The organism is Halochromatium sp., assembly GCF_054919635.1.
In genome coordinates, this window is record NZ_JBUDPI010000075.1 from 1 (window position 1) to 12,959 (window position 12,959).

Here is a 12,959-nt window from a genome sequence, read left to right on the forward strand (position 1 = left end):
CAACCTGGCCCTATTGTACCTCGTCGATACCCCGAGAAGTCGGACAGACTCCTAGCGGTACTGCTCAAGCCCGAGGTCTGGCGGGACCGGCATCTCAGGTAATGCGTTGATGACCTACTGGACATTGCCCAATCTCCTCAGCGGTCTCCGGCTGGGTTCTGCGCCGTTGCTTCTCTTGCTTGCCGTGGCTGGGCAGCACCAGGCATTCCTATGGCTGCTTGCGCTCGCGTTCCTGACCGACGCGGTCGACGGCATCTTGGCGCGGAGCATGGGCCAGACCAGTCGGTTAGGTGCGCAGTTGGACTCTTGGGCAGACGTGGCGACCTACGCAGTGACCGCCATTGCCTTGTTGCTGTTATGGCCAACACTGGTGCGCGATGAATGGCCCGCCATTGCCGGCGTCGTCTTGAGCTTCACGCTACCTGCGTTAGCGGGCCTGCTACGCTTCCGTCGTTTCACCAGCTATCACACCTTGTTGGTGAAGACAGCTGTGATTGCGACCGTGATCGGGCTCTTCGTGATGCTGCTCGGCATCTCGGTGTGGCCGTTCCGGCTAGCCGCGGTGCTCGCGGTGCTCGCTGCGCTCGAGGAGATGGCGATCACCGCCGTGCTGCGCGAGGAGCGATCAGACGTCGTCAGTCTCTGGCATGTGCTGCGTCAGCAGCGCAAGGCATAGCGCGCCGACATTGATGTCTCAACCTCCCAAGACTGAGGCCACTGCGCTGGCCACCGAGCTGCGCCGAGCGCCTCTGCTGGCGGCGCTGAGTCCGGCACAGCTCGAGCGTTTGTTGCAGCGGGCCAGTCAAGTGCGACTTGCTGCCGGACAGATGCTATTTCATCAGGACGAGCCCGCAGAGCGGTTCTACTTCGTGCGCTCCGGACAGATGCGTCTGTTCCGTTTGTCGAGCGAAGGAGGGGAGAAGATCATCGAGCTGATCAATAGCGGGCAGACGTTCGCCGAGGCACTGCTGTTCATGGGCACCGGGCGCTATCCGGTCTGCGCCGCAGCGCTGACCGATGCCGAGCTGGTCAGCATCGATGCGCCCGATTTTGCGGCCATGCTGCGCGAGTCTCCGGAGACCTGTTTCGCGTTACTTGGCGACCTGAGTCGGCGACTGCATGCGATGATCGCCGAGATCGACAGCTTGACCCTGTTGTCTGCGCAAGGTCGTGTCGCGCGCTGGCTGCTGCGTAATAGTCGACCCGAGCAGCCCGAGCTGAGGCTCGGCGTCTCCAAAGCGGTGCTCGCCTCGCGGCTGTCGATACAACCTGAGACCTGGTCGCGCGTCACCCGCCGTTTGATTGATAAAGAGGTCATCGCGGTTGCCGGCGACCTCATCACGATCCGTCATCGCGCGGCCCTGCAGAGGCTCGCTGACGAGCTTCCAGACCCGTTCTGAGCTCAGGTTTCATTGCGGCAGCGCCTGCCGCTAACGCCGGCATCCAAGACATCCGTGCCCCGCCAACGCGTTGACGCGGCCGACTCTTGGCCTAAACTCAGCGCCATGGGCCTACAGAATCTGTGCTTATCTCTGATGAGCAGGCGCCCCGCATCCTCTTCCCCGAGTCCGAGCAGACGATCGTCCATCAACTCCAGTCGACTGACGCACTATGCACTCACTAAGCTTGAAGGCCAAGTTACTGACCGCCGGGCTCGGCGTGGCCGTCGGTCCCTTAGCGATCGTTGCGGTCTTCCTCTATTCCCAGACGGACGTGATCTCTGGCCTCGCAAGAGAGGCGATTGTCGAGCAGGGTCACCAGCAGATGGAAAAGGAGATCGCTGGCATCATCGATACCGTGCAGATCTCCCAAGAGCTGCTCCAGCAAAATGTCGAGACGCTGCTGAGCTTTGCGTCGGATAAGTTGGATCAGCTTGGTGGTCTGCATTTTTCGGAGCAAGAGACCGTCGAATGGACTGCGGCCAATCAGTACACTGGCGCACAGCAACGGGTGAATCTGCCGGTCGCATTCATCGGTGATGCTGTGAGGCTGGAGCCACAATAGTCATTCGAGCATAGGGTTCCCTTGGTGGATGCGATCGGTGAGCTGACAGGCGACACAGCAACCCTCTTTCAGCGCATGAATCCCGCCGGCGATATGCTGCGTATCGCAACCAACGTGAAGAAGGATGGTCAACGGGCGGTCGGCACCTTCATTCCCGCGATCAACCCCGATGGGAAGCCAAACCCAGTGCTGTCGGAGGTGCTGGCTGGTAGAACCTATACTGGCCGCGCCTTTGTGGTTGATCGTTGGTACGTCACCGCCTATCAGCCCTTGATCCGGGCGTCTGGTGAGGTTGAGGGCATCCTGTATGTCGGGACTCCAGAGTCGACTGCGACGCAACCACTGCTCGATGAGCTCGCAGACAGGCAGATTGGCGAGACAGGGTAAATCTTTATTCTCAATACTCAGGGTGAAGACGCGGGCAGATATGTGCTCTCAGCGAATCGCGCCCGGGATCAAGAAAACATTCTCGGCAGTCGGGATGCCGAAGGTCGCTACTTTGTCAAGGAGATGGTCGAGAGGAGCCAAGCGCTTGAGTCCGGCGAGACGGCGCTGATCGAGTATGCGTGGCAGAATCCCGGGGAGGCAGTGCCCCGGACCAAATTGGCCATCTACGCCTACTTCCCAGACTGGGATTGGCTGATTGCAGCGAGCGCGTACGACAGTGAGTTCTACGCTGCTGCTCATGACGTCGAGCGCTCGATCAATAATGTGACCAACTGGGTGTTCGTGCTAACCGCAGTGATGGCCGTTGTTGCAGCGGTCGTCTTCTTCCTGCTCACGCGCAGCTTGGCCGGTCCGCTCAGTCGCATCAGCCAAGACCTGCAAGCGGGGAGCCTGGAAACCGAGAAGGCATCGGACCAGGTCTCGGCATCCAGTCAATCGCTTGCTCAAGGGGCGAATGAGCAGGCGGCCTCACTGGAGCAAACCACGGCCAGTATGCAAAGCATGAGTGAACTGTTGTCACACAATGCTGAGCTCTCGCGCCAGGCCAGTGAGTATTCGCAAGAAGCGGAAGGTGCCGCCAAGAATGGCGTGTCATCGATGAGCCACCTCAGCGGTGTCGTCCATCAGATTAGTGACTCGATCAATGAGCTTAATGATGCGATTGCCGATATTCAGTCGTCAACGGCATCGATTTCTCAGGTGATTGACAAGATCGACAATATCGCATTTCAGACCAACATCTTGGCATTAAATGCCTCGGTTGAGGCAGCCCGGGCTGGTGATGCCAGCGCTGGTTTCTCTGTGGTCGCGGAAGAGGTGCGCAACCTTGCGGTCAGGGCGACCGACGCTGCTAAAGAGACAGCGACGCTCATCGAGCGCTCGGTGAGCGCGAGCGAGAAAGGTGTGGCGATGAACGCGAACGTCGTCGCGCTCCTCGATGAGGTCAAGGGTAAAGCGGAGAGCGTGGATTCGGCGCTCTCGAACATCGATACCAGTGTGGTTCGCGTTCACGGAGCCATGAATGAGATGGATGCTGGTGCAAAGCAGCAAAAGGAAGGCATTGAGCAGATGACGATCGCACTGAAGCAGATCAACGAAGTGACGCAACAAACGGCGGTCAATGCCGAGCAGGCCGCCAGTGCGTCGGAGGAGTTCAGCGATCAAGCCAATCGAGTGCGGCGGGTGATTGAGCGGCTCAACGGGATCATCCAGGGCCAGAAAGCAGGAAGCGCCGACTGGTGAATCGAGAAAAGGTGATCACGAGATGAGCCCCGAGTTCTGGCTCAACCGATGGCGGCGTAGCGAGTTGGGCTGGCATGAGGATGAGATCAACCGACACCTGGCAGAGCACTGGCCGAGTCTACAGCTGCCCAGAGATGCGCGCGTTCTGGTGCCACTCTGTGGCAAGTCGCTGGATATGCTTTGGCTGGCTAGTCTCGGACACGCTGTGCTTGGCGTTGAGATCAGCCCCTTGGCCGCAGAGCAGTTCTTCGCCGAGAACCAGCTGCAGCCGCGTGTTGACCTGTTAGGTCCCTTTCAACGCTACCAGGTTGATGAGATCACCCTCCTGGTTGGCGATTTCTTCGATCTAGGCCCGCAGCAGCTTGCTGATATTTCGGCCGTTTACGATCGAGCATCGCTGATTGCGCTGCCACCTGAGACTCGTCCTCGCTATGCGAGAGCGCTGGCCGCATTGCTGCCCGGTGGCGTGAGCTCGCTCCTGATCACGCTCGAGTACGATCAATCGCGGATGAAGGGGCCACCCTTCTCGGTGGCGGAGACCGAGGTACGTGCGCTCTTTGAGCCCGAGTTCGAGATTGAGACCCTGAGCGTCTTCGATGCGTTGGCCGAGAGTCCAAGGTTTCGGGCGCGCGGGCTCGACGCACTTGCAGAGCGCATCTATCGACTCCGGCGCTGCGCCTCGATGCCCTGACGCCGGCAGGGCCGACGGGCCTCGCGATCGGGCCTGTTGCCAGGCTGGTGCGCTGATGAGCAATGCTCCCGACAGAAGGTGCCAGAACCGTCTTGACCATGGTCAAGTCGCGGCCCGCTCTCGCTTGGAAGACTGTCCCTGCCGATTGTGGCATTGCCACCCCAACAACCGTCAGCGGATCGAGTCTTTCAATGAGTATGTTCTGTTTCCAATGCGAAGAGGCCACCAAGGGCACCGGCTGCACCACGAAGGGCATCTGCGGCAAGACCGAGAGTGTTGCCGTGCTGCACGACCTGCTGGTCTACCTGCTGAAAGGTCTCGCCGTCGTCGCTGAAGAGGCGCAGCGCCGAGGCCAGCCGGATGCGTCGGTCGGCCCCTTCATCTCCCAGGCGTTGTTCGCCACCATCACCAACGCCAACTTCGACGCCGCGCGCTTCGATGCGTTGATCCAAGCCACCATCGCCAAGCGCGATGCGCTCAAGACCGCCATCGGTTTCAGCAGCGATCAGGATGGGGTCAACTGGAAGGGGCCGGTCATCGCCTATGCGGCCAAGGGCGCCGAGGTGGGCGTGCTCTCGCAGCCCAATGACGACCTGCGCTCACTGCGCGAGCTCCTGGTCTATGGCGTCAAAGGCATGGCCGCCTATACCGACCATGCCGCCATCCTCGGTCTGGAGAAGCCCGAGATCTACGCCTTCATGATCAAGGCGCTGGCCGCCACCAATCGCGACCTGAGCATCGACGAGATGATCGCGCTGGTGATGGAATGCGGTGCCGTCGGTGTGACCGCGATGGCCCTGCTCGACGAGGCCAATACCAGCGCCTACGGCAACCCTGAGATTACCCAGGTGAAGCTTGGCGTCGGCACGCGTCCGGGTATCCTGATCTCCGGCCACGACCTCAAGGACCTGCAAAACCTGCTCGAGCAGAGCGTCGACAGCGGCGTCGATATCTACACCCACAGCGAGATGCTCCCGGCCCATGCCTACCCGGCGTTTAAGCAGTATCCGCATTTCGTCGGCAATTATGGCAACGCCTGGTGGCAGCAGGACAAGGAGTTCGCCGCCTTCAATGGCCCGATCCTGATGACCACCAACTGCATCACCCCGGTCAAGACCGCCTATCGCGATCGGATCTACACCACTGGTCTGACTGGCTGGCCGGGCGTCAAGCACATCCCCGATCGGCCTGAGGGTGGCGCCAAGGACTTCTCGGCGATCATCGCGCAGGCCAAGACCTGCGCGCCGCCGACCGAGCTGGAGCAGGGCGAGATCACCACCGGCTTCGCCCACGCCCAGGTTATGGGCTTGGCCGATCAGGTGGTCGATGCGGTCAAGTCTGGCGCCATCAAGCGCTTCGTCGTCATGGGCGGCTGCGACGGTCGCCACAAGGAGCGCAGCTACTACACGGACGTCGCCCAGGCCCTGCCACAGGACGCGGTGATCCTGACCGCTGGCTGCGCCAAGTACCGTTTCAACAAGCTAGATCTCGGCGATATCGGCGGCATACCGCGCCTGCTCGATGCCGGGCAGTGCAACGACTCCTACTCGCTGGCTTATATCGCGCTGAAGCTGAAAGCGGTCTTTGGCCTCGATGACATCAACGAGCTGCCGATCTCCTACGACATCGCCTGGTACGAGCAGAAGGCGATCATCGTGCTACTGGCGCTGCTGCATCTGGGCGTGAAGCACATCCGGCTCGGCCCCACGCTGCCAGCCTTCCTGTCGCCGAACGTGGCCAAGGTGCTGATCGAGACCTTCGACATCAAACCAATCGGCAAGGTGCAGGAGGATGTGACAGCGATGATGGCGGCTGCTTGAAACGATCAGAGCTCTTGGTCGGGCGGGTTGTTGTCTATCGGGATCTGAAGCACCCGCGTCTCCGGCGGCAGGCAGCGATCATCGCTGCAGGCCTGCAGGCGCAGCTCCACTGGCAGCCAGGCGCTGGTTTCGCTGGCCTCTTGAGGCACTGGCCCCGATACCGGGCTTAGTGCTCCTTCGATCTGCGTTTGTCCTTGAAAGACGGCTAGCGGCTCGCGCTGAAAGCCCAGTCGAAGGACCTGTGGCTGCGGATAGTCCAGGTCCTCGATGCGCCATCCCTGAACAGCCTCGGGCAGTTGCAGACGGGTCGCAATCAGCGCCTGCTGCAGCGGCTCATGGGCGTTGATGTGCCAGCCCGGCGCCATGTCGATGGTTAGCCGAAGGCTGGCTGCATCGCCATCGCGCGTTACTTGGCCCTGCAGCCGAACCGCACCGCGGGCGGCATATTGTCTTGGGCCGGTGTCTCCATGGCGCAGCTGATTCAGTCCCACGAACAAAGCGGGTACGGCGCTGGGGCTGCGTTTCACTCGACCTGAGACGGCGCTGAGCAGCTCGCGGGCGCGTTTGCCATAGCTCATATCGTCCGCCGTGCGCTGGTCAAGCGCGGCGAACAGCTGCAGGGCTGCCGATGTGCCGGATGGTATCGGGCCGTCGCTCAGGTCCTTGGGCCGTGCCATGAGCGGGGTCTCCGCGCTCGCCTCGCCCATGAAGAGCCCACCGCCCTCGGGGTCGGAGAAGCGGCTCCACAGCGCGTCGGCCAGCTCGCGGGCTCGGTTCAGCCAGCGCGGATCGGCGCTCGCGTCATAGAGCGCGATCATGCCGCTGCCGAGGAAGGCATAGTCTTCGAGCAGCCCTGGTTGGGTGGCGCGGCCGTCCAGATAGACCCGTTTCAGCTCACCAGGGGCTACGCGCGCCTTGGTCCAGAGCAGATCAGCGGCGCGCTCCGCGGCGGCCAGGTAGCGGGGCTCATCGAGGGCATCGCCGGCGTTGGCCAGCGCTGCGATCATCAGGCCATTCCAGCCGGTCAGGATCTTGTCATCGCGATGCGGATGCGGGCGACGCTCGCGCACCTGATAGAGGGTCTCGTGGATGCGATCCAGACGCCGCTGCAATGGGTCGGGCGAGAGACCTTCGGCGGCGGCGAAGGCGTCGAGGGCAACGGGCACATGCAGGATGTTGCGGCCCTCGAAGTTGCCTGTCTCGGTGACCCCGTAGAAGCGGATGGCCAGCTCGGCATCCTCGGCCGGCAAGGCCGCGCGGATCTGCGCCGGTGTCCAGAGGAAGAAGCGTCCCTCGCCACCGTCACTGTCGGCGTCGGTGGCCGAGTAGAAGCCGCCCTCCGGAGAGGTCAGATCGCGCAGGACGAAGTCCAGCGTGCGACGGGCGACCCGCGCGAGCGCCGGATCAGTGCTGAGGCGCCAGCCGTTCAGATAGACCTGCGCCAACTGCGCCTGGTTGTAGAGCATCTTCTCGAAGTGCGGCACCAGCCAGTCGTTGTCGATGGCGTAGCGATGAAAGCCGCCGCCGACCTGGTCATGGATGCCGCCACGGGCCATGCTGTTCAGGGTCAGGATCACAGCCTCGAGAGCCGCCTCGTCGTCCGCGCGCAGGGCCTGATCGAGCAGCAGCCCGAGCTTTGGCTCTTGCGGGAACTTGGGGGCGAAGCCGAAGCCGCCTTGCAGCTCATCGTGGCGCTCGAGCAGCTCGGTCACGGCCTGCTCGGTGATCGCATCGTCCAGCGCTGCGGCCTGGCCTTGGGTATCGAGCGCTCGGCGCACAGCGCGGGCAACCTGCTCGGCCCGAGCGCGCAGCGCCTCGGGGCGCTCTTGCCAGAGGTCTCGCGCACGCTCGAGCAGCTGGGCGAATGCGTCAGGTGGGAAGTAGGTCCCACCGTCAATGGTCTTGCCATCCGGCGTCAGGATGCTCGACATCGGCCAACCGCCGCGCCCGGCGAGCAGCTCCACCGCGGTCATGTAGGTCTGGTCGACATCCGGATGGACCTCCCGATCGACCTTGATGGCGATGAAGTGCTCGTTGAGGAGCCGAGCGATCTCGAGATCCTCGAAGCTCTCGCGCTCCATCACATGGCACCAGTGACAGGTTGAGTAGCCGATGGACAGAAACACCAGCTTGCCATCGCGGCGCGCCTGCGCGAATGCCTCCGACCCCCAGGGATACCAGTCGACCGGGTTATGCGCATGCTGCAGCAGATAGGGCGAATCCTCTAGGATCAGGCGGTTCGTGAAGCGGGGGCGACCGTCCGGGTGCAGATGCTCGGTACGCGGCTCGTAGTCGGAGCCCTTGGCCGCGAGGGCGGCGTCGAGCCGTTGTTGCAGCTCGAGCGGGTGAGCTAAGGCCACATCGGTGGCGTCGGATGCCTCCGTTGCCTCGGCTGTCCAGGCTGGCGTGCCGGTGGCAAGGAGCCCGAGCGCGAGCAGAGCGAGGGTGGCCCAGCGGCCGAGTTGGATGGTCATGGCGTCATCGGTGCGAGTCGGTCTTGCGGTGATGCATGGATCTCATCGTCGTGGTACAGGACGCAAGAGCCAACGGCAACCGTTGCCTTCGTCATCACGACGATGCAGCGCAGCACGGGCTGTCGCTGTAGTATCTTCTGGAAGTAGGGATTGAACGCCAAGCGATGCGTGCAGCCGCTTTCGCTTAAACCTGCTGCGCTCGCCAACACGCGCCTTGTCATGCCCCTCTAACTCGGCCAAAGGGCACGCGAGATCAGGTATCGCCAACGCGGCTATTACAAGGGATACCAACTTGTTCGTTCTGATCAAACTGGCACAGGCTTAGGACAAAACCCGGTCATGACTTCCCCAGAGACGATACAGATCCCCCGCTACCTCGAGATCTACATCAGGACGATCAATTCGGAGATGGATCGGTTCTGGTCGCGGTTTAACCTGTACGCCGGGATCGAGATCTTGGCGGTTGTCGCACTGATGCTGGCGTTCGACAAGGTTCAGATCCATCCGGATACGGCGCGGGCGGCAAACATGGTCGTGTGCCTTTGGTCGGTCACCGGTAGCCTCTTTATTTGGCAATCAATGGAGATCCAGCGCCGACTGGTCGCGGCCATCGTCGCGGCCGAAGCAAACCTGCCGGACGACGTCTGCCTCTTCCGCGAGGCATTAAGGTCGATCGGTCCATCACACTTCATCATGTTCCGTGCCTGTTTTTCCTTTTCGGTCGTCTGTTCGATCTTCTGGGGGGGAATGATCTTTCTCGGTCCGTACGGTTAGGTTGGAAGAGGATCAGACGCCCGCTCGGCTACCTGCTGTCTGTTTTGCGTTGCGGCTTCGCGTTAAGCCGTTCGGGCGGGCTCTAAACATCCCCGCCAGAGGTGGCGTCAGTCTGGCTTATGGCGACTCAAAGCCAAAACTCCGGATAGCGCCGCCCGCTGGCCAGGTTGTTGACCAGCAGGGCGACCAGCAGCATCAGCAGTGGGCCGAGGGTCGCCGGGACCAAGGCGAAGAGATAGCCCAGCGCATGGACCTGCTCCGAGCCGATCACGGCGATCAAGGCCGTCGCGCCGCCTGGCGGGTGGAGAGTGCGTGTCAGCTGCATGACGGCAATGGCGGTGGAGACCGCTAGCGCCGCTGCGAGCCAAGGCAGCACTGGGCCAAGCAGCAGCCAGGCCGAGACGCCGATCAGCGCCGAGAGCGTGTGCCCGCCAATGAGGTTGCGCGGCTGTGCCAGCGGGCTGCGTGGTGCGCCATAGATCAACACCGCCGAGGCGCCGAACGAGCCGATCAGCAGCAAGCCGTCGGTCTGCGTGAGCCCGAGGGCATCGAGCCAGAACGGGTTGGCCAGCTGGCTCAGCCAGGCCACCAGCGCAATACCAAGGAAGCTGCCAAGCCACGACCAGAGCACCTCGACGTTGCCGACGCGGGGCGGGGCACCGCGCGTTGAGCCACGCATTTTTTTCAGATAGCGGCTGACACCACGTGCCAGCCGCTGCAGGGGCCGAGCTTGGCTCGGCGACCTGTCGGAGGCGGTCGGATGCTGGCTACGAAAGTGTATGAGTGGTGTGCTGGGCGTCATGCCTCGTCCTCGATCTGGCAAGCATGCAGGAAGTCCTTGCGCAGCAGCATCCCGACGAACCGTCCATTGGCGTCTACCACTGGCATGCTGCGGCCCTGATGGCGGCGAAACGCCTGCATCACCTCATGGAAGCCAGCGCACGCATGGACCGTGATCGCTGGCTCGGTCATCACCGCTGCCACGCTACGCTGCCCGCACTGCGCGTCGGGTGCGGACGCCTGCTCGACGGCGTCGAACAGCAGCTCGAGATAGGAGCCGGCGCTGAGACAGCGCAGCAGATTAGTCTCGGTGAGGATGCCGATCACCCGATGGCTGTCGTCGATGACCGGGAGGCTCTTGAGGTTCTGTTGCACCAAGGCGCGCGCAGCCTCTCCCGCCTGCATCATCGGATGCAACGGTTCCACTGCAGAGCGCATCAAGGCGCCGGCGCGCACCTGCTGGAACAGGCGCTCGCTCGCATGGGCCTGCGCCAGGTGATAGATGCGACGGAAATCCTCGGTACTGATGTCCAGATAGCCGGGGATCTGTTGCATCGCATCCAGTACATCCTCATCCGTCAGCTCGAGCTCGGACAGCTCGGGCAACTCGCGCAGCTCAGCTGCAGGGCGCGTTGACGCGAGCCGCTCTGGGGGCAGGATCTGCGGATTGGTTGGCTTCATGGGGCCGCTCAACATCCTGAGTGCCCGGGCCTTGTGCGCGGCAGCCGCGCCTTCATCGTGACCTTGACTGCGATCATCTCTATTCTCCTCTGCCCCCGCTGCCCTGCGCTCGCGGGCTTTGGGGCTGGTCGTTTAAGCGGAGCGGTCGAACCGCCCTCGTCCTCAAACAAGCTAGTCATCCCACTGAGTTCAGACAAACGAAATTTATTTGAACTTCATATCGATTATTCCGATACAAGATCGGTCAGACCAATCTCAGGCTGAGCGGTTGCTGCGCGCCGTCTCTGGGGTTTGTCTAGGATGGCGACTGGTGCGCTAGCGATGCAGATGACTGATGGGCAAGACACTACTGAACAGCCGATGAGGTGAGGCGATGGACATCGACCAGATCAAGACCTTCCTCGCGGTGGCGGCCAGCGGCAGCTTCCTCGAGGCCGCCGCCCAGGTGCATGTCACCCAGTCGACGGTGAGTGCGCGCATCCACAGCCTGGAGCAGCAGTTCGGCACCCGGCTATTTGTGCGCAATCGTGCCGGCGCTAGCCTGACCCATGCCGGCGAGCGCTTCTTGCGCCATGCCAAGACGCTCTTGCTCACCTACGAGCAGGCGCGCCACGAGGTTGGCCTGCCGAGCCGGTTTCGTACCAGCCTGACCCTGGGCGCACGCATCGCGCTCTGGGACAGTCTGCTGCCGCGCTGGATCGGACGCCTGCGCGCCAACCGGCCGGATGTGTCGCTGAATACCGAGATCGGCTTTGAGGAAGACCTGATGCGTCGGGTAATCGCCGGCACCATGGATCTGGCGCTGATGTACAGCCCGCGTCAGGCTGCCGGCATCGAGGTGGAGTACCTCTTCGATGAGACCCTGATCCTGGTCGGCCCCGACCCGGAGCGGCGCCAGCTCGACGACAGCTACGTCTATGTCGACTGGGGGCCGACCTTTTTCGCCCAGCATCGCAAGGTCTACCCGGAGCTGGAGCGCCCGGCGCAGACGGCCAATATCGGCTGGCTCGGGCTGCAACTGATCCTCGCCAACGGCGGCACCTGCTTCGTGCCGGAGCGGGTCGCAGCGTCCTACTTGCAAGGAGGCTGCCTGCAGCGCATCACCGACAGTCCTAGCCTGCGGCTGCCGACCTATGTGGTCTATCCATCGGACGGTGCGTCGGGCGTGCTCGACACCGCGCTCGAGGAGCTGCGCGTACTCATCGCCGCCGAGCAGACTGAGACTGACCCGCTGGTGACCGATCATGAGCCAGCCGAGGTTGCCGACCTCAGCTCAGCGCCCTAACCTCAAGTGAACGCCGCTCGGCATGGCAGCATTCTCAGTGGGTATCCGAGACCAGTTGGGCCTGTGGCTGAGCATGGGTGGCGATGAAGGCGCGCGGGAGATGCCGAATGTCAAACGGCGACGAGCATGACGTTGGCGGCAGACAGGGGTCAGAGGCAGTTGAAGGGCTCTGGCCCTCGGCCGACTATCAGCAACAGGTTGAGCGTCTGCGCGCGGCCGTCGGCGAGATGATCTACGTCGTTGAGCTGCGCGAGACCGAGGTCCAGCTCGCCGTGCATCTCAGCGATCATGCCTATCAGCTGCTTGGCGTGATCGACTTCCCGCGTCCGGACCCGGAGCGCGGGCTAGCGCCGCATCTGATCCTGCTCGACGATGGCCGTGGCCTGAACCTTGGGCGTATCGCGCGCATCAGTTACCAGCCATTCCAGCCAGCCGCCGAGGAGGTGCTCTATCTGGATACTGAGGCCGATCAGACACTGCTGTTCGCCGATCGGCGGCTGTCACAACGCTTCATCTCCGAGCGCACGCAGGCAGTGCTCGGCCAAATGCTCGGGCGCTCGTCGATGCCATCGCCAGCTAAGCTCGAGCAGGCGGTATCGGTTGAGGCGGCAGCTGTCGGGGCGGCTGGCGCAGGAGACGGTGAAGCGCCCAAAGGGGCCAACAAAGGTGATTCCAGCGGTGAAGAGGGCTGCTGATCGAGGCCGGTGAACCTACGAGCGAAGGAGATGCCGATCAAGAAGGCGCCTGCCGCATGGACTGAA

12 protein-coding genes and 1 pseudogene are annotated in these 12,959 nt (G+C 62.6%); 9 read left to right on the top strand and 4 right to left on the bottom strand.

The window, feature by feature from the left end; genetic code table 11:
- The first annotated feature begins 109 nt into the window (after positions 1 to 109).
- The 6 genes and pseudogenes from ACY693_RS06725 (at position 110) to hcp (ending at position 6,204) form a co-directional block, all read left to right on the top strand.
- Complete coding sequence (locus tag ACY693_RS06725; RefSeq protein ID WP_462321062.1) at positions 110 to 676, top strand: CDP-alcohol phosphatidyltransferase family protein; 567 nt, start codon at positions 110 to 112, stop codon at positions 674 to 676.
- A 13-nt stretch (positions 677 to 689) separates the two neighbouring features.
- Entirely contained in the window at positions 690 to 1,400 is a 711-nt protein-coding gene (locus ACY693_RS06730) for a Crp/Fnr family transcriptional regulator (RefSeq protein ID WP_462321063.1), read from the top strand.
- 313 nt (positions 1,401 to 1,713) lie between these two features.
- A pseudogene (locus tag ACY693_RS06735) lies at positions 1,714 to 2,688 on the top strand (Cache 3/Cache 2 fusion domain-containing protein); the annotation flags it as partial.
- A 105-nt stretch (positions 2,689 to 2,793) separates the two neighbouring features.
- The gene (locus ACY693_RS06740) at positions 2,794 to 3,693 is read left to right on the top strand and encodes a methyl-accepting chemotaxis protein (RefSeq protein ID WP_462321073.1); all 900 of its coding nucleotides are present in this window, start codon (positions 2,794 to 2,796) and stop codon (positions 3,691 to 3,693) included.
- Between the two features lie 22 nt (positions 3,694 to 3,715).
- A complete protein-coding gene (locus ACY693_RS06745; RefSeq protein WP_462321064.1) occupies positions 3,716 to 4,384 on the top strand; it encodes a thiopurine S-methyltransferase in 669 nt (222 codons plus the stop codon).
- A 191-nt stretch (positions 4,385 to 4,575) separates the two neighbouring features.
- The gene (gene hcp / locus ACY693_RS06750) at positions 4,576 to 6,204 is read left to right on the top strand and encodes a hydroxylamine reductase (protein WP_462321065.1); all 1,629 of its coding nucleotides are present in this window, start codon (positions 4,576 to 4,578) and stop codon (positions 6,202 to 6,204) included.
- Positions 6,205 to 6,209: 5 nt separating this feature from the next.
- Here the strand turns inward: hcp and ACY693_RS06755 are convergent, their stop codons facing one another.
- Positions 6,210 to 8,678 (bottom strand): DUF255 domain-containing protein, encoded by a 2,469-nt coding sequence (locus tag ACY693_RS06755; protein WP_462321066.1) that lies wholly within the window; start codon positions 8,676 to 8,678, stop codon positions 6,210 to 6,212.
- Positions 8,675 to 8,899 carry a hypothetical protein gene (locus tag ACY693_RS06760; RefSeq protein WP_462321067.1) on the bottom strand — a complete coding sequence of 75 codons (225 nt, stop codon included), beginning with the start codon at positions 8,897 to 8,899 and terminating at the stop codon, positions 8,675 to 8,677. Before ACY693_RS06760 ends, ACY693_RS06755 begins: the two co-directional genes overlap by 4 nt.
- Before the next feature lie 118 nt (positions 8,900 to 9,017).
- Here ACY693_RS06760 and ACY693_RS06765 point away from each other — a divergent pair, with 118 nt between their 5' ends.
- Positions 9,018 to 9,452, top strand: a complete 435-nt coding sequence (locus ACY693_RS06765; RefSeq protein ID WP_462321068.1) for a hypothetical protein — start codon at positions 9,018 to 9,020, stop codon at positions 9,450 to 9,452.
- A 127-nt stretch (positions 9,453 to 9,579) separates the two neighbouring features.
- Here ACY693_RS06765 and ACY693_RS06770 read toward each other — a convergent pair whose 3' ends face one another.
- A complete protein-coding gene (locus ACY693_RS06770; RefSeq protein WP_462321069.1) occupies positions 9,580 to 10,254 on the bottom strand; it encodes an HPP family protein in 675 nt (224 codons plus the stop codon).
- On the bottom strand, positions 10,251 to 10,913 hold the full coding sequence (locus ACY693_RS06775; RefSeq protein ID WP_462321070.1) for a CBS domain-containing protein: 663 nt from the start codon (positions 10,911 to 10,913) through the stop codon (positions 10,251 to 10,253). The genes ACY693_RS06770 and ACY693_RS06775 overlap by 4 nt, the downstream gene beginning before the upstream one ends.
- A 373-nt stretch (positions 10,914 to 11,286) precedes the next feature.
- Here ACY693_RS06775 and ACY693_RS06780 point away from each other — a divergent pair, with 373 nt between their 5' ends.
- On the top strand, positions 11,287 to 12,198 hold the full coding sequence (locus ACY693_RS06780; protein ID WP_462321071.1) for a LysR family transcriptional regulator: 912 nt from the start codon (positions 11,287 to 11,289) through the stop codon (positions 12,196 to 12,198).
- Between the two features lie 107 nt (positions 12,199 to 12,305).
- Positions 12,306 to 12,893 carry a hypothetical protein gene (locus tag ACY693_RS06785; protein ID WP_462321072.1) on the top strand — a complete coding sequence of 196 codons (588 nt, stop codon included), beginning with the start codon at positions 12,306 to 12,308 and terminating at the stop codon, positions 12,891 to 12,893.
- Positions 12,894 to 12,959: the final 66 nt, after the last annotated feature.

Excerpts from the sequence above, each read along its gene's own strand:
- hcp (WP_462321065.1), top strand. The coding sequence starts at position 4,576 with ATGAGTATGTTCTGTTTCCAATGCGAAGAGGCCACCAAGGGCACCGGC.
- ACY693_RS06775 (WP_462321070.1), bottom strand. The coding sequence starts at position 10,913 with ATGAAGCCAACCAATCCGCAGATCCTGCCCCCAGAGCGGCTCGCGTCA.
- ACY693_RS06760 (WP_462321067.1), bottom strand. The coding sequence starts at position 8,899 with ATGACAAGGCGCGTGTTGGCGAGCGCAGCAGGTTTAAGCGAAAGCGGC.
- ACY693_RS06730 (WP_462321063.1), top strand. The coding sequence starts at position 690 with ATGTCTCAACCTCCCAAGACTGAGGCCACTGCGCTGGCCACCGAGCTG.
- ACY693_RS06780 (WP_462321071.1), top strand. The coding sequence starts at position 11,287 with ATGGACATCGACCAGATCAAGACCTTCCTCGCGGTGGCGGCCAGCGGC.
- ACY693_RS06755 (WP_462321066.1), bottom strand. The coding sequence starts at position 8,678 with ATGACCATCCAACTCGGCCGCTGGGCCACCCTCGCTCTGCTCGCGCTC.
- ACY693_RS06725 (WP_462321062.1), top strand. The coding sequence starts at position 110 with ATGACCTACTGGACATTGCCCAATCTCCTCAGCGGTCTCCGGCTGGGT.
- ACY693_RS06785 (WP_462321072.1), top strand. The coding sequence starts at position 12,306 with ATGTCAAACGGCGACGAGCATGACGTTGGCGGCAGACAGGGGTCAGAG.
- ACY693_RS06770 (WP_462321069.1), bottom strand. The coding sequence starts at position 10,254 with ATGACGCCCAGCACACCACTCATACACTTTCGTAGCCAGCATCCGACC.
- ACY693_RS06745 (WP_462321064.1), top strand. The coding sequence starts at position 3,716 with ATGAGCCCCGAGTTCTGGCTCAACCGATGGCGGCGTAGCGAGTTGGGC.
- ACY693_RS06765 (WP_462321068.1), top strand. The coding sequence starts at position 9,018 with ATGACTTCCCCAGAGACGATACAGATCCCCCGCTACCTCGAGATCTAC.